This is a genomic window from Pseudomonas bijieensis (assembly GCF_013347965.1).
In the GTDB taxonomy this organism is placed as follows: Bacteria; Pseudomonadota; Gammaproteobacteria; order Pseudomonadales; family Pseudomonadaceae; genus Aquipseudomonas; species Aquipseudomonas bijieensis.
Map to the genome: position 1 here is coordinate 5,473,508 of NZ_CP048810.1, position 15,599 is coordinate 5,489,106.

17 protein-coding genes are annotated in these 15,599 nt (G+C 60.8%); 9 read left to right on the forward strand and 8 right to left on the reverse strand.

Translation table 11 applies throughout. The features are described 5' to 3' along the window. The first annotated feature begins 21 nt into the window (after positions 1-21). From GN234_RS24165 to GN234_RS24175, 3 genes are read left to right on the forward strand one after another with little or no spacing between them, the layout of a single operon-like run. Positions 22-1,203, forward strand: a complete 1,182-nt coding sequence (locus GN234_RS24165; RefSeq protein WP_109754772.1) for an amino acid ABC transporter permease — start codon at positions 22-24, stop codon at positions 1,201-1,203. 10 nt (positions 1,204-1,213) lie between these two features. Beyond that, positions 1,214-2,311, forward strand: coding sequence for an amino acid ABC transporter permease (locus GN234_RS24170; protein ID WP_109754771.1), 1,098 nt, complete (start codon positions 1,214-1,216; stop codon positions 2,309-2,311). Positions 2,312-2,321: 10 nt separating this feature from the next. Then, positions 2,322-3,086: an amino acid ABC transporter ATP-binding protein gene (locus GN234_RS24175; protein WP_003178331.1), complete on the forward strand. Its 765-nt coding sequence runs from the start codon at positions 2,322-2,324 to the stop codon at positions 3,084-3,086. Positions 3,087-3,149: 63 nt separating this feature from the next. Here the strand turns inward: GN234_RS24175 and GN234_RS24180 are convergent, their stop codons facing one another. Then, positions 3,150-3,632, reverse strand: a complete 483-nt coding sequence (locus GN234_RS24180; RefSeq protein ID WP_109754770.1) for a type II toxin-antitoxin system MqsA family antitoxin — start codon at positions 3,630-3,632, stop codon at positions 3,150-3,152. Beyond that, positions 3,629-3,940, reverse strand: coding sequence for a type II toxin-antitoxin system MqsR family toxin (locus tag GN234_RS24185; protein ID WP_176689177.1), 312 nt, complete (start codon positions 3,938-3,940; stop codon positions 3,629-3,631). The genes GN234_RS24180 and GN234_RS24185 overlap by 4 nt, the downstream gene beginning before the upstream one ends. A gap of 165 nt (positions 3,941-4,105) precedes the next feature. Between GN234_RS24185 and GN234_RS24190 the strand changes: the two genes are divergently transcribed. From GN234_RS24190 to GN234_RS24210, 5 genes are all read left to right on the forward strand, one after another. Beyond that, the gene (locus GN234_RS24190) at positions 4,106-4,765 is read left to right on the forward strand and encodes a FadR/GntR family transcriptional regulator (RefSeq protein WP_109754768.1); all 660 of its coding nucleotides are present in this window, start codon (positions 4,106-4,108) and stop codon (positions 4,763-4,765) included. Beyond that, entirely contained in the window at positions 4,755-6,083 is a 1,329-nt protein-coding gene (locus GN234_RS24195) for a CynX/NimT family MFS transporter (protein WP_176689178.1), read from the forward strand. Before GN234_RS24190 ends, GN234_RS24195 begins: the two co-directional genes overlap by 11 nt. Before the next feature lie 87 nt (positions 6,084-6,170). Beyond that, positions 6,171-6,641: a nuclear transport factor 2 family protein gene (locus GN234_RS24200; protein ID WP_116833389.1), complete on the forward strand. Its 471-nt coding sequence runs from the start codon at positions 6,171-6,173 to the stop codon at positions 6,639-6,641. A gap of 41 nt (positions 6,642-6,682) precedes the next feature. Next, entirely contained in the window at positions 6,683-7,006 is a 324-nt protein-coding gene (locus tag GN234_RS24205; RefSeq protein WP_109754765.1) for a GIY-YIG nuclease family protein, read from the forward strand. Positions 7,007-7,085: 79 nt separating this feature from the next. Next, the gene (locus GN234_RS24210; protein WP_176689179.1) at positions 7,086-8,021 is read left to right on the forward strand and encodes a glutathione S-transferase family protein; all 936 of its coding nucleotides are present in this window, start codon (positions 7,086-7,088) and stop codon (positions 8,019-8,021) included. Between the two features lie 210 nt (positions 8,022-8,231). Here the strand turns inward: GN234_RS24210 and GN234_RS24215 are convergent, their stop codons facing one another. Together GN234_RS24215 and yejK are read right to left on the reverse strand one after the other, a co-directional pair. Further along, positions 8,232-8,588, reverse strand: a complete 357-nt coding sequence (locus GN234_RS24215; RefSeq protein WP_109754763.1) for a glutaredoxin family protein — start codon at positions 8,586-8,588, stop codon at positions 8,232-8,234. Beyond that, complete coding sequence (yejK, locus tag GN234_RS24220) at positions 8,588-9,592, reverse strand: nucleoid-associated protein YejK (RefSeq protein ID WP_014340016.1); 1,005 nt, start codon at positions 9,590-9,592, stop codon at positions 8,588-8,590. The genes GN234_RS24215 and yejK overlap by 1 nt, the downstream gene beginning before the upstream one ends. Before the next feature lie 396 nt (positions 9,593-9,988). Here yejK and GN234_RS24225 point away from each other — a divergent pair, with 396 nt between their 5' ends. Then, positions 9,989-10,270 carry an HU family DNA-binding protein gene (locus GN234_RS24225; protein WP_058544106.1) on the forward strand — a complete coding sequence of 94 codons (282 nt, stop codon included), beginning with the start codon at positions 9,989-9,991 and terminating at the stop codon, positions 10,268-10,270. A gap of 89 nt (positions 10,271-10,359) precedes the next feature. On the opposite strand, the gene rlmF is transcribed toward GN234_RS24225, so the two are convergent. The 4 genes from rlmF to GN234_RS24245 all read right to left on the reverse strand — a co-directional run bounded on the left by rlmF (position 10,360) and on the right by GN234_RS24245 (position 15,545). After that, positions 10,360-11,385 (reverse strand): 23S rRNA (adenine(1618)-N(6))-methyltransferase RlmF, encoded by a 1,026-nt coding sequence (rlmF, locus tag GN234_RS24230; protein WP_109754762.1) that lies wholly within the window; start codon positions 11,383-11,385, stop codon positions 10,360-10,362. 265 nt (positions 11,386-11,650) lie between these two features. Then, a complete protein-coding gene (locus GN234_RS24235; protein WP_176689180.1) occupies positions 11,651-14,497 on the reverse strand; it encodes a valine--tRNA ligase in 2,847 nt (948 codons plus the stop codon). Between the two features lie 245 nt (positions 14,498-14,742). Further along, the gene (locus tag GN234_RS24240) at positions 14,743-15,108 is read right to left on the reverse strand and encodes a DNA polymerase III subunit chi (RefSeq protein ID WP_109754759.1); all 366 of its coding nucleotides are present in this window, start codon (positions 15,106-15,108) and stop codon (positions 14,743-14,745) included. A gap of 8 nt (positions 15,109-15,116) precedes the next feature. Further along, entirely contained in the window at positions 15,117-15,545 is a 429-nt protein-coding gene (locus GN234_RS24245) for a DNA polymerase III subunit chi (protein ID WP_109754758.1), read from the reverse strand. Positions 15,546-15,599: the final 54 nt, after the last annotated feature.

Consider the following 15,599-nt stretch of genomic DNA (forward strand, 5'->3'; position numbering starts at 1 on the left):
CCATTCTTTGCGGGGCACTTCATGCAAAATTCAATCGGCGCACCTAAGCAGAGGCTCAGCCTCAGCGATCCACGAGTGCGTGCGTGGGTATTTCAGATCGTCACGGTCGTGGCGGTTATTTCGCTGGGCTGGTTTCTGTTCGATAACACGCAGACCAACCTCGCGCACCGGGGCATCACCTCCGGTTTCGGCTTCCTGGAACGCAGTGCCGGGTTCGGCATTGCCCAACACCTGATCGACTACACCGAAGCGGACAGCTATGCCCGTGTCTTTGTCATCGGCTTGCTCAACACGCTGCTGGTGACGTTCATCGGCGTGATCCTGGCGACCATCCTCGGCTTCATCATCGGCGTGGCGCGGCTGTCGCCGAACTGGATCATCGCCAAGCTGGCGACCGTTTATGTGGAGGTTTTCCGCAACATCCCGCCGCTGCTGCAAATCCTGTTCTGGTACTTTGCCGTGTTCCTGAGCATGCCGGGACCGCGGGCCGCCCATAACTTCGGCGACACCTTCTTCGTCAGCAGCCGGGGCCTGAACATGCCCGCCGCGCTAGTGGCCGAAGGGTTCTGGCCGTTTGTGATCAGCATCGTACTGGCGATTGTCGCCATCGTGCTGATGACTCGCTGGGCCAACAAGCGTTTCGAGGCGACCGGTGAGCCGTTCCATAAATTCTGGGTCGGCCTGGCGTTGTTCCTGGTGATCCCGGCCTTGAGCGCGCTGCTCTTTGGTGCGCCGGTGCATTGGGAAATGCCGGAGCTCAAGGGCTTCAACTTCGTCGGCGGTTGGGTACTGATTCCCGAACTGCTGGCCTTGACTCTGGCCTTGACCGTGTACACCGCGGCGTTCATCGCCGAGATCGTGCGTTCGGGCATCAAGTCGGTCAGCCACGGCCAGACCGAAGCGGCCCGTTCCCTGGGGCTGCGCAACGGTCCGACCTTGCGCAAGGTGATCATCCCGCAAGCCCTGCGCGTGATCATTCCGCCGTTGACCAGCCAATACCTGAACCTGGCGAAAAACTCGTCCCTGGCCGCCGGTATCGGTTACCCGGAAATGGTTTCGCTGTTTGCCGGCACGGTGTTGAACCAGACCGGCCAGGCCATTGAGGTGATCGCGATCACCATGAGTGTGTACCTGGCGATCAGTATCAGCATTTCCCTGCTGATGAACTGGTACAACAAGCGCATTGCGCTGATCGAGCGGTGAGGAAACGCGCATGACGACTCATACTTTCAAACCTGACATGCCCCCGCCGGGCAGCAGCATCGGCGTGGTGGCGTGGATGCGCGCCAACATGTTCTCCAGCTGGATCAACACGCTGCTGACGTTGTTTGCGTTCTACCTGATCTACCTGATCGTTCCACCGCTGTTGCAGTGGGCGATCCTCGATGCCAACTGGGTCGGTACTACCCGCGCCGACTGCACCAAGGAAGGCGCCTGCTGGGTGTTCATCCAGCAGCGTTTCGGTCAGTTCATGTACGGCTACTACCCGGCGGATCTGCGCTGGCGCGTAGACCTGACCGTGTGGCTGGCGGTCATCGGCGTGGCACCACTGTTCATCTCGCGCTTCCCGCGCAAGGCGATCTATGGCCTGAGCTTCCTGGTGCTGTACCCGATCATTGCCTGGTGCCTGTTGCACGGTGGCGTGTTCGGCCTGGACGCCGTGGCGACCAGCCAGTGGGGCGGCCTGATGCTGACCCTGGTGATCGCCACCGTGGGTATCGTCGGCGCACTGCCGCTGGGTATTGTCCTGGCCTTGGGCCGGCGCTCGAACATGCCGGCGATTCGTGTGGTCTGCGTGACCTTCATCGAGTTCTGGCGCGGCGTGCCGTTGATCACGGTGCTGTTCATGTCCTCGGTGATGCTGCCGCTGTTCCTGCCCGAAGGCATGAACTTCGACAAGCTGCTGCGGGCGCTGATCGGGGTGATCCTGTTCCAGTCGGCCTACATTGCCGAAGTGGTGCGTGGTGGCCTGCAAGCCATTCCCAAGGGGCAATACGAAGCGGCCGCGGCGATGGGCCTGGGCTACTGGCGCAGCATGGGCCTGGTGATTTTGCCGCAAGCCCTGAAGCTGGTGATCCCGGGTATCGTCAACACCTTCATTGCGTTGTTCAAGGACACGAGCCTGGTGATCATCATCGGCCTGTTCGACCTGCTCAACAGCGTGAAACAAGCTGCCGCCGACCCGAAATGGCTGGGCATGGCCACTGAAGGCTATGTGTTCGCCGCCCTGGTGTTCTGGATTTTCTGTTTTGGTATGTCCCGCTATTCCATGCATTTGGAACGCAAGCTGGACACTGGCCACAAGCGTTAGGAGTTGACTCATGAGTGAAGCGATCAAACAGCCTGTGAGCCCTGAAGGCATTATTCAGATGCAGGGCGTAAACAAGTGGTACGGCCAGTTCCACGTGTTGAAAGACATCAACCTGAACGTCAAGCAGGGCGAGCGTATCGTGCTGTGCGGCCCGTCGGGCTCCGGCAAGTCCACCACCATCCGCTGCCTCAACCGCCTGGAAGAGCACCAGCAGGGGCGCATTGTGGTCGACGGCGTGGAACTGACCAACGATCTCAAGCAGATCGAAGCGATCCGCCGTGAAGTCGGCATGGTGTTCCAGCACTTCAACCTGTTCCCGCACCTGACCATCCTGCAGAACTGCACCCTGGCGCCAATGTGGGTACGCAAGATGCCCAAGCGCAAAGCCGAGGAAATCGCCATGCACTACCTGGAGCGCGTACGCATTCCAGAGCAGGCGCACAAGTACCCGGGCCAGCTCTCCGGCGGTCAGCAACAGCGTGTGGCCATTGCCCGTGCCCTGTGCATGAAGCCGAAAATCATGCTGTTCGACGAGCCGACCTCGGCCCTCGACCCGGAGATGGTGAAAGAGGTACTGGACACCATGATCGGCCTGGCAGAAGACGGCATGACCATGCTCTGCGTGACCCACGAAATGGGCTTCGCCCGCACCGTGGCCAACCGCGTGATCTTCATGGACAAGGGTGAAATCGTCGAACAGGCCGCGCCGAACGACTTCTTCGACAACCCGCAGAACGACCGCACCAAGCTGTTCCTGAGCCAGATCCTGCATTGATCCAGCCTTAGGCAGCGAAATGAACCCGGACTTGTCCGGGTTTATTTTTTCTGCTTCGGCTGCTCAGGAAGCCGTGAGGGTTTCGTGCTCCTTGTGCACCGTCGTCTTGAAACCTCTCAAGTCCGCGTCTTCGGCCAGGGCTCGCGCATCTGCAAGCAAATGCGGGTAACGGTCAAGCAGACGCATCAGCAAGATCAACGCCTTGGGTGGTACTACCTCGCCGCGCTCGTAGCGGGAAAACGCATTGTGTCCACCGCCCGATAGCAGCAGTACCGCTTCCTTTTGCGATAGATGCAGTTTGCGCCGGACACGTTTGATCTCTTCGCCGATCATTCGCCTGGCCGCATTGACCAGCTCATCACCTGCGTGGTCGTAGCGATCCGAACAGCTTGAATCGAGCTCGACTTCGCCGCACATCTGACATTCCCAGCCAGACAAGTCATCGACCCGGCATTCCAGTCCCTTGACGCTCATGGTTTCGCCGCGACCTTCGAAATGCAACATGCCCTCCGGGGCACCACAGCTGAAGCATTGCTGGTGTTTCATGAGTTTTTCTCCTTGAAGGAAATTACCGGTGGGCCTCCGCTGGGGCGGTACGTCACCTTCAGGTAAATCTGCAGACCGTGTGAATTGGCGTGGTAGACGTCATGCCAGACCCGATGATCGTCATAGGTGGTCATCGCTTTGTAGAACTGTTTTCGCTCAAGCCCGTGGATGACCTGCTGCATGTCCGAGACGTTTAAACCAAGTGTTCGAGCAGTGTTCTTCGCAGTGCTGGTGAAAGCTTTCCCTTCAAGCCGTCTGACATCCGCCTGTATCGCCACCAAGGCGTAATGGGGTGTGTTCTTTTCCATGGAACGGTGTGCCTTGTCCTTAAAATTACCCTTAAAGGGTAATGTTGGCTAATCGAAAATTTCGCTCCTTTTCCGTCCCATTGACCCTAGGCGGTTGCCGTCCTACATGAAGCTGACTAACATGTCAGAAAATTCATCCTATGATTGGATGAAAAGGCGAATCCAATGTCAGATAGCTCTCCGTTAATAAAGCGCTCCCTGGTCGATCAGGCCCTGGAGCAATTGCGTCGGCGCATCAGCGATGGCGTGTGGGCCGTCGGCCAGCGCCTGCCTACCGAGCCGGAGCTGGTGGCCGAGCTGGGTATCAGCCGCAACACCGTGCGCGAAGCCATGCGCGTGCTGGCGTTTTCCGGGTTGATCGAGATCCGTCAGGGCGACGGCAGCTACGTGCGGGCAGTGGTCGATCCGCTGGATACCCTCAAGGTGCTGTCGCGCTGTTCGCTGGAGCAGGCCCGGGAAACCCGGCATATCCTGGAAGTCGAGGCCATCGGCCTGGCCGCGTTGCGACGCACCGATGAAGACTTGATTGCCTTGCGCCAGGCGCTGCAAGACAGCGGTGAGCATTACCACGGCGACCTGGAGCACTACATCGCCTGCGACCTGGTGTTCCATCGCCTCCTGGTGGATGCCGCGCACAACCCCGCGTTGAGCGAGCTCTATCGCTACTTTTCCAGCGTCATCGGTGCACAGTTGCGCCAGAGCCTCAACATCACCCCGCGCCATCAACATGTGTTCGACCTGCACGTCGAAATCCTTGAAGCCGTCGAGCAACAGGATCCGCAACGGGCCAAGTCCCTGTGCCGCCAGTTGATCAATGAACCCTGAATCCGAGCTTTCCATGTCCCGCGATCTGCTTGACCCTGCCACCTCGACGGCGCCCAAACGCGCCGCCGAACTTGAAGAACTGTTGATCGACGCCGAGGCCGACGATGAGCAGGCCCAGCAGCGTCCTCTGTTGGTGCGTCGTCCCTGGTTGTTGTTGCTGGGGTTGATCCTGGTGGCGCTGAATCTGCGTCCGGCGTTGTCGAGCATGGCGCCGCTGCTCAGCGAAGTGTCACGAAGCCTTGGCCTGTCGGCTGCCCAAGCCGGTTTGCTGACCACATTGCCTGTGCTTTGCCTGGGCCTGTTCGCGCCGCTGGCGCCGGTGCTGGCACGGCGCTTCGGTGCCGAGCGCGTGGTGCTGGGAATCTTGTTGACGCTGGCGGGTGGGATTGTCCTGCGCAGTGCGTTCGGTCAGGTCGGGCTGTTCGCCGGCAGTATCCTGGCCGGTGCGAGTATCGGCGTGATCGGCGTGCTGCTGCCGGGCATCGTCAAGCGCGACTTCGCCAAGCAGGCCGGCGCCATGACCGGTGTCTACACCATGGCGCTGTGCCTGGGCGCGGCGATGGCGGCCGGGGCGACAGTGCCGTTGAGCGAACACCTGGGTCATAGCTGGGCCTTGGGCCTGGGGTTCTGGGTGGTCCCGGCGCTGCTGGCCGCGGTGTTCTGGTTGCCGCAAGTGGGCGAGAAACACGGTGCCCATCAAGTGGCGTACCGGGTCCGCGGCTTGCTGCGCGATCCCCTGGCTTGGCAAGTCACGTTGTACATGGGGCTGCAATCGTCCCTGGCCTACATCGTCTTTGGTTGGCTGCCCTCAATTCTTATTGGACGTGGCCTGACCCCGACCCAGGCCGGGCTGGTGCTGTCCGGTTCGGTCATCGTGCAATTGATCAGTTCCCTCGCAGCTCCGTGGCTGGCAACGCGTGGCAAAGACCAGCGCCTGGCCATCGTGATCGTCATGCTCATGACCCTGGGGGGGCTGTTTGGTTGCCTCTACGCTCCGCTCGATGGGTTGTGGGGCTGGGCGATCCTGCTGGGTTTGGGGCAGGGCGCGACGTTCAGCCTGGCGCTCACGCTGATCGTGTTGCGTTCGCGGGACGCCCACGTGGCCGCCAACCTGTCCAGCATGGCCCAGGGCTTTGGTTATACGCTGGCGTCGCTGGGACCGTTCGCGGTGGGCGTGGTCCACGACTTGACTGGCGGTTGGAATGCACTGGGCTGGATCTTCGGCCTGGTTGGCCTGGGTGCGATCATCGCGGGCATCGGCGCAGGCCGGGCGTTGTACGTGGGGGTCAGTAGCGAAAAAGTCACCGATCTTCGTTGATGTCATTTTCATGGCGAATGACGATAGTCTTCGCCGCTGTGACAGATTATCGTGCAGGTTTATTGAAGCGAATTTCGGAGCCTGTCCATGAGTGATGCCCACAACGCCTTGATCACCCACTTTTACCAGGCCTTCCAGCGCCTGGACGCCGAAGCGATGAGTGCTTGCTACACCGACGATGTGGTGTTCAGCGATCCGGCGTTTGGTGAATTGCGCGGACGTGATGCCGGCGACATGTGGCGCATGCTCACCACCCGGGCCAAGGACTTCTCCCTGACCTTCGATAACGTGCATAGCGATGAGCGTACCGGCGGAGCGCATTGGGTGGCGACCTACCTGTTCAGCCAGACGGGTAACGTCGTGATCAATGACATCCAGGCGCGGTTCGTTTTTCGCGACGGCAAGATCTGCGAGCACCACGACAACTTTGATCTGTGGCGTTGGTCCCGTCAGGCATTGGGCGCCAAGGGCCTGTTGTTGGGCTGGACACCGCTGGTGCGCAACGCCGTCAGGGCCCAGGCGCTCAAGGGGTTGCGGGCGTTCCAGGCCAGTCGCTGATAAGATCTCGGCTTGTCTGTGCCGACCTGTTGAACATCTTTGTGACGAACGCCACCCCATCTCCCGATCTGCCTGCACAAGGCCCGGCCGAACCGGACAAACCCTGGTTCGTCTACCTGGTGCGGGCCGCCAATGGCTCGCTGTACTGCGGCATCAGTGATGACCCGGTGCGCCGTTTCGCCAAGCATCAAAGCGGCAAGGGCGCACGCTTCTTCCTTTCCAGCCCGGCGGTGGCCCTGGTGTATACCGAGGCTTGTCGCGACAAGGGCGAAGCCCTGCGCCAGGAGCGGCTGATCAAAAAGCTCAGGAAAAGCGCCAAGGAATGCCTGGTGGCCAGTGCGCTGTCGCTTCATCAGCCGGACTGATAGGCCTTTATCAGGCCGGTAGGCTGCTCCGGTCAGGCGCGCTAAGCTGCAAGACTTCATTCCTGCAGTGGCGAATCCCATGTCAGAGCTGATCCTTCATCATTACCCGACGTCTCCTTTCGCGGAAAAGGCCCGGCTGTTGCTGGGCTTCAAGGGCCTGTCCTGGCGTTCGGTGAGCATCCCGCCAATGATGCCCAAGCCTGACCTGACGTCGCTGACAGGCGGCTACCGCAAGACCCCGGTATTGCAGATTGGCGCGGACATCTATTGCGATACGTCCCTGATCGCTCGTCGGCTGGAACAGGAAAAAGCCTCGCCGGCCCTGTTCCCCGAAGGCCGGGAAATGCTGGCCGCGTCCTTTGCTGCCTGGGCCGATTCGGTGGTGTTCCAGCATGCCGTGAGTCTGGTGTTCCAGCCTGAATCGGTGGCGGTGCGTTTCGCCAAGCTGTCGCCTGAAGCCATCAAGGCGTTCATCAGCGACCGCGCCGGGCTGTTCAGTGGCGGCACGACCACGCGCTTGCCCGCTGACCAGGCCAAGCACCAGTGGCCGACGATCATGGCGCGCCTTGAGCAACAGTTGCAGCGCGAGGAAGGCGACTTCCTGTTGGGAGATCCCTCGATTGCCGACTTCGCCATGGCTCACCCGCTGTGGTTTCTCAAGGGCACGCCGGTGACCTCGCCGCTGGTGGATGCGTATCCGGCGGTGTCGGCCTGGTTGGCACGGGTGCAGGGTTTCGGCCACGGCGCGCCGAACGAGATGAGTTCCGAAGAAGCCCTGGAAATTGCCCGCAATGCCACACCGGCAGCGCTGCCGGATGAGGTGTTCGAAGAGCCGAATGGGTTTGTACCGGGGCAACAAGTGAGCATCGCGGCGACTGACTACGGCGTCGATTCCGTGGTCGGGGAGTTGCTGTTTGCCGGTCGCGAAGAACTGATCCTGCGCCGTGAAGACGCGCGTGGCGGGGTGGTGCATGTGCACTTTCCGCGGTTCGGGTTTCGAATCGAGCCTCGATGAACGACCAATGACCCTGTGGGAGCGAGCCTGCTCGCGATGGCGGTGTGACAGTCAACATCACTATTGAATGTGCCGTCGCTATCGCGAGCAGGCTCGCTCCCACAATGATTCACGGCGGACACGAATCCTGTGGCCACCACAACTCCACTGTGGGAGCGAGCCTGCTCGCGATGAGGACATCAGATCCAACATCGCCGTTAGCGAACAACCCTATGTCGCGGACAACGCCTTGAGAATATTCTCCGGCTCAAACCCACGAATCAACGTGCCATTCACATCGAGGATCGGAATCCCCCGGCCACCCAGTGCCTCATAGGCCTTGCGCGCCTCGGTGTCCTTCTCGATGTCAAACTCGCGAAACGGCACGCCCTTCTCATCCAGGAACCGTCGGGTGGCCTTGCAGTAGCCGCACCAATCAGTGGCGTACAGCGCGACGCGGGCGTTGCTGCGAATCTGCTCGGAAACCATCTGCGAGGGATTGAACACCCGTTCGATCTTGCCCCAGTTCTGGTACGCCACCACCACCAGCAAAATCAGCAGAAACTTCTTCAGCACCCCACCGAGCATCAGTTGCGGCGCTTGAGCTGGTCGGTCAGCGATGTGGGCAGCCCCTTGATGATCAACGTGCCGGCCTCTTCGTCATATTCGATCTTGGAGCCCAGCAAGTGCGCCTCGAAGCTGATGGACAAACCTTCGGCGCGGCCGGTGAAGCGGCGGAACTGGTTGAGGGTACGTTTATCCGCCGGGATTTCCGGCGACAACCCATAGTCCTTGTTGCGGATGTGATCGTAGAAGGCTTTCGGGCGATCTTCATCGATCAGCTCGGACAGTTCTTCCAGGCCCATCGGCTCGCCGAGCTTGGCCTGGCTGCTGGCGTAATCCACCAGGGTCTTGGTTTTTTCCCGGGCATCGTCTTCCGGCAGGTCTTCGCTTTCGACGAAGTCACTGAAGGCCTTGAGCAGGGTGCGGGTCTCGCCGGGGCCGTCGACGCCTTCCTGGCAGCCGATGAAGTCGCGGAAGTACTCCGAAACCTTCTTGCCGTTCTTGCCCTTGATGAACGAGATGTACTGCTTGGATTGTTTGTTGTTCTGCCATTCCGACACGTTGATCCGCGCCGCCAGGTGCAATTGGCCCAGGTCCAGGTGACGGGACGGGGTCACGTCCAGTTCATCGGTCACGGCCACGCCTTCGCTGTGGTGCAGCAGGGCGATGGCCAGGTAGTCGGTCATGCCTTGCTGGTAATGAGCGAACAGCACGTGGCCGCCTACGGACAGGTTGGACTCTTCCATCAGCTTTTGCAGGTGTTCCACCGCCACGCGACTGAACGCGGTGAAATCCTTGCCGCCGTCCAGGTACTCCTTCAGCCAGCCGCTGAACGGATGCGCCCCGGACTCGGCATGGAAAAAGCCCCAGGCCTTGCCTTGCTTGGCGTTATAGCTCTCGTTGAGGTCGGCGAGCATGTTCTCGATGGCCGTGGACTCTGCCAGTTCGGAGTCGCGGGCATGGAGCACGGCAGGGGTGCCGTCGGGTTTTTTGTCGATCAGGTGGACGATGCAATGACGGATCGGCATGGATTTCTCGGCTGATGAAAGAGAGGAGGGCGCGCTCCCCGAAAAAGGGCCCAGTGTACCGCAATCACTGGTTTTGCAACCCAGCAAAGGCCCTTTCAACCCCGTCCGACGCCCTATATGCATTTTTTTAACGTTTTAGCGCAAGAAAGCTGACCAAATGGGTAGCTAGAGGCGGATATTTCAGAGGCGTTGTGCTAGTTTTGCCCGGTCTTACGCGAAGTCACTGCGTTAAGCGTGCATTCAGCATCTGTCAGGTCGAACCAAACCCGGTTTTCGGCATCTATTACCCCGATCCGTCGCGGTGATTGCCGAGGGTGCCTGATCAAGAGAGATCGGGCTCGATGGCTGACACTGCACTCTGCAATCCATATGAATTTGATAGGGAAGGAACACTACATGGCTCTTACTAAAGACCAACTGATCGCTGATTTGGCTGAATCTGTAGACGCACCAAAAGCTACCGTGCGTGCTCTGCTGGACCAACTGGGCCAAGTCGTTGCCGATCAGCTGGAAAATGGCGGCGAAATCACTCTGCCAGGCGTTGGCAAGCTGAAAGTCACCGAGCGTCCTGCCCGTACCGGCCGCAACCCTTCGACTGGCGCTGCCATCGAAATCGCTGCCAAGAAAGTGATCAAGCTGGTTGTGGCCAAAGGCCTGACCGACGCGGTCAACAAGTAAGACCGCTGTAAAAAAAAACCGTGCCTCGGAGCGATCCGGGCACGGTTTTTTATTGCCTTGGAAAAAGTTGTGGGAGCAAGGTAGCTCCCTCAGTCCCTGCGCACCCAGCGGGCCTGGCGCCAGGCTTGCTGCTGTGCCTCGGTCTGGAAGGTCCAGGCCACGAAACGACTCTGCTTCTGGCCCTGAGACATCTCCACCACCTGGCTGTGCAGCGCCCCGGCCTTTTTCAGTGCGGCTTGAATCGCCGGCAGGTTCGACGCCTTCGACACCAGGGTGCTGAACCACAGCACTTGCCCAGCCACCTGCGCGCTTTCGCTGATAAGTTGCGTCACGAACCGCGCTTCTCCACCCTCACACCATAGCTCGGCGGCCTGACCGCCGAAATTCAGCACAGGCAGCTTGCGCTTCGGATCGGCCTTGCCCAGCGCGCGCCACTTGCGCTGGCTGCCCTTGGTGGCTTCCTCCAGGGACGCATGGAACGGCGGGTTGCACAGGGTCAGGTCGAACTGCTCGGCATCCTCCAGTAAGCCCAGCAGGATCTGCTTGCGGTTGGTTTGTTGGCGCAACTGGATGGCCTTGTTCAACCCGTTGGACTGGATAATCGCCTTGGCCGAGGCGATGGCCGTCGGGTCGATCTCCGAACCGAGGAAGTGCCAGCGGTAGTCGCTGTAGCCGATCAGCGGATAGACGCAGTTGGCGCCGGTGCCGATGTCCAGCACCTTGACTGCCGCTCCGCGGGGGATTTCACCGTCGTTGTGGCTGGCGAGCAAGTCGGCGAGGAAGTGCACATAGTCCGCACGACCTGGCACCGGAGGGCACAGGTAGTCGGCCGGGATATCCCAGTGGGCGATGCCGTAGAAGGATTTGAGCAGCGCCCGGTTGAACACCCGCACGGCTTCGGGGCTGGCGAAATCGATGCTTTCCTTGCCGTAGGGGTTGATGATCACGAACTTGGCCAACTCAGGCGTGGATTTGATCAGCGCTGGGAAGTCGTAGCGGCCCTGGTGACGGTTACGTGGGTGCAGGCTGGCCTTCTCCCGTGGCGCCACGGGTTTGGCCTCAGTGGCGGACTTGGGCTTCTGGCGGGCAGGTTTGGGTGTGCGGGGGGCAGTCATGGGCGGGTCGATTCGGGGATGGGTTCAAAAAAGTGGCGGGCATTGTCCCACATCCAGCCCGTGTGAACCCAACTGCAACGACCGGCGCGACCCCGTGTGGGAGCGAGCCTGCTCGCGATAGTGGTGGGTCAGCTTGCATCAATGTTGAATGTACCTCCGTCATCGCGAGCAGGCTCGCTCCCACCGGGGGTATCCAGTGTTCGTAAGAAGTGATGGCATGAAAAAGGAGGCCACCAGGGCCTCCTTTTTCAGTAGCGAACCGCCGTTACAGGCTGGAGATCCGCCCATGCTGCTCGGCCAGCTTGCCCAAGGCCTGTTCGGCCTCGGCCAGTTTGGCCCGTTCCTTCTCGATGACTTCGGCTGGTGCCTTGTCGACGAAGCCAGCGTTGGACAGCTTGCCGCCGACTCGCTGCACTTCGCCCTTGAGGCGCAGGATTTCCTTGTCCAGGCGCGCCAGTTCAGCGGCCTTGTCGATCAGGCCGGCCATTGGCACCAGTACTTCCATCTCGCCGACCAGGGCGGTGGCCGACAGTGGCGCTTCTTCGCCGGCTGCCAGGACCGTCACCGATTCAAGCTTCGCCAGTTTCTTGAGCAGCGCCTCGTTTTCGTTGAGGCGACGCAGGTCTTCGGCGCTGGCGTTCTTCAGGAACAAGGTCAGCGGTTTGCCCGGACCGATGTTCATTTCGGCGCGGATGTTACGCAGGCCCAGCATGAAGGTCTTGAGCCATTCGATGTCGTCTTCGGCCGCCGGATCGATGCGGGTTTCGTTGGCCACCGGCCAAGGTTGCAGCATGATCGTCTTGCCTTGGGCGCCTGCCAGCGGTGCGATGCGCTGCCAGATTTCCTCGGTGATGAACGGCATGAACGGATGCGCCAGGCGCAGGGCCACTTCCAGCACGCGTACCAGGGTGCGACGGGTGCCGCGCTGGCGCTCGACCGGTGCGTTTTCGTCCCACAGCACAGGCTTGGAGAGTTCCAGGTACCAGTCGCAGTACTGGTTCCAGATGAACTCGTACAAGGCTTGTGCGGCCAGGTCGAAACGGAACTGGTCCAGTTGGCGGGTCACTTCGGCTTCGGTGCGTTGCAGCTGCGAAATGATCCAGCGATCGGCCAGGGTCAATTCGTAGGCTTCGCCGTTCTGACCGCAGTCTTCGCCTTTATCCAGCACGTAGCGTGCGGCGTTCCAGATCTTGTTGCAGAAGTTGCGGTAGCCTTCGACGCGGCCCATGTCGAACTTGATGTCGCGACCGGTGGACGCCAGCGAACAGAAGGTGAAACGCAGGGCGTCGGTGCCGTAGCTGGCGATGCCCTCGGCGAATTCTTCGCGGGTGGCTTTCTCGATCTTTTTCGCCAGTTTGGGCTGCATCAGGCCGGAGGTGCGTTTCTGCACCAGGGTTTCCAGGTCGATGCCGTCGATGATGTCCAGCGGATCGAGGACGTTGCCCTTGGACTTGGACATCTTCTGGCCCTGGCCATCGCGCACCAGGCCGTGGACGTAGACGGTCTTGAACGGGACTTGCGGCGTGCCGTCTTCGTTCTTCACCAGGTGCATGGTCAGCATGATCATCCGGGCGACCCAGAAGAAAATGATGTCGAAACCGGTGACCAGTACGTCGGTGGAGTGGAATTTCTTCAGGAATTCGGTCTGCTCCGGCCAGCCGAGCGTGGAGAAAGTCCACAGGCCCGAACTGAACCAGGTGTCGAGAACGTCGTTGTCCTGTTGCAGCGCCACGTCGGCGCCGAGGTTGTTCTTGGCACGCACTTCGGCTTCATCGCGGCCGACATAAACCTTGCCCGACTCGTCGTACCAGGCCGGGATGCGATGGCCCCACCACAGTTGGCGACTGATGCACCAATCCTGGATATCGCGCATCCACGAGAAGTACATGTTTTCGTATTGCTTGGGCACGAACTGGATACGGCCATCTTCCACGGCGGCAATCGCCGGCTCGGCCAGCGGTTTGGTGGAGACGTACCACTGGTCGGTCAGCCACGGCTCGATGATGGTGCCGGAACGGTCGCCTTTCGGGACTTTCAGGGCGTGATCGTCGACGCTGACCAGCAGGCCGGCGGCCTCGAACGCCGCGACGATCTGCTTGCGTGCCTCGAAGCGGTCCAGGCCGGCGAACTGCGCCGGGATCTGGCCGTCGACGCTTTCGTTCAGCGTGCCGTCGAGGTTGAATGCCTGGGCTGCCGGCAATACGTGGGCGTTCTTGTCGAAGATGTTCAGCAGCGGCAGGTTGTGGCGCTTGCCGACTTCGTAGTCGTTGAAATCGTGGGCCGGGGTGATTTTCACGCAGCCGGTGCCGAATTCCGGGTCGCAGTAATCATCGCCAATGATCGGGATACGCCGGCCAACCAGGGGCAGCTCGACGAACTTGCCGATCAGGGCCTGGTAGCGCTCATCGTTCGGGTTCACCGCCACGGCGGCGTCACCCAGCATGGTTTCCGGACGCGTGGTGGCGACGATCAGGTAATCCTTGCCTTCGGCGGTCTTGGCGCCGTCGGCCAGCGGGTATTTCAGGTTCCACAGGAAACCTTTCTCGTCGTGGTTCTCCACTTCGAGGTCGGAAATGGCTGTGTGCAACTTGGTGTCCCAGTTGACCAGGCGCTTGCCGCGATAGATCAGGCCGTCTTCATGCAGGCGCACGAAAGCTTCTTTCACTGCTTCCGAGAGGCCGTCGTCCATGGTGAAGCGCTCGCGGCTCCAGTCCACGGACGAGCCGAGGCGACGGATCTGCCGGCTGATGTTGCCACCGGACTCGTCTTTCCATTCCCAGACTTTCTCGAGGAATTTCTCGCGACCCAGGTCATGGCGACTCTGGCCCTGGGCTTCGAGGCGACGTTCCACCAGCATCTGCGTGGCGATCCCGGCGTGGTCGGTACCCGGCTGCCACAAGGTGTTGCGACCTTGCATGCGACGGAAACGGATCAGTGCGTCCATGATCGCATTGTTGAAACCGTGGCCCATGTGCAGGCTGCCGGTGACGTTCGGCGGCGGGATCATGATGGTGTAGGAATCGCCCGCGCCTTGCGGAGCGAAATAATTCTCGGACTCCCAGGTGTTGTACCAGGAAGTTTCAATGGCGTGCGGCTGGTAGGTCTTATCCATGCGCGGCGGGACCCTATTGGCATTTATTCAGGAAAAGCCGGGAAGTATAGCGGGGCGTGGGGCGCAGGGCGAGTCGGGGTGGTCGTGATCGCTTCATTCAAACTGAGAAACATTGTGGCGAGGGAGCTTGCTCCCGTTGGGCCGCGAAGCGGCCCCAAAACCAGGCGGCGCCATTGCGACTGCTTCGCAGCCGAGCGGGAGCAAGCTCCCTCGCCACAAAAAGCCTAAGCAACCGGGTCGCAGTGTTATTCGTACTGACTCAACAACCGTTCCATCCGCGCATCCAGCCGGCGCTTGATCTCGGTCTCGATATGCGGGGCGAAGTCGTCGATGACGTCTTGCAGGATCAACTGCGCCGCAGCGCGCAATTCGCGGTCCAGGTGCAGCAGGGCGTCGGGCCCCTTGGCTTCGGCCTTGGCAGCCGGCTTGGGTTCAGGCTGGCCGTTGATCGGCTCGAACAGCAGGGGGATCTGTTCGTCATGCACCACCTCGTGCACGACCGTATCGGTCAGCAGCGGCGGTTGCAGGTTATCGTCACCGAGCAGCTGGCGGATCGATTCGAGGTCATCCAGCAGGTGTGCGGGCTTTTGTGGCGGTTTTGGAGTGTCCATCGTAGGGCTCAGAGTCGCTGTAAACGGTGGTCTTGCAGAGGATAGCCCTGTTCGCGGTAGAAACGGAAACTCTCCCGCGCGGCTTGTCGGATGGCCGGGTCTTCGACCACCACTTCCGCCACGCGGGCGAAGCGCTGGGCAAAGGCCGGTACTTTCAGGTCGAGGTTGACCAGCAGGTCCTGGTGCGGGCCGCAGTCATTCCCCAGCCCCAGCACGATCAACCCTTCGGGTTCGTTTTCGGCCGGGCCGTGGGGCACGAAGCTCTCGCCCTTGAATGCCCACAGGCGTGCGTCCAGGTCCTCGCGCTGGGCGGCATCGCTGCAATGCAGGTAGATGCTGTGCCCCATGCGCCAGGCCTTTTCGACGAGCTTGCAGGCGAAATCCAGCCGCGCCGACGGATCGGCGCTGGGCAGGATATAGAAATCGACTTTGGTCATTGCGGTTCCTGAGCCGTCGCTGATGTCACCCGAGGGCGACACCAACGACGGTCA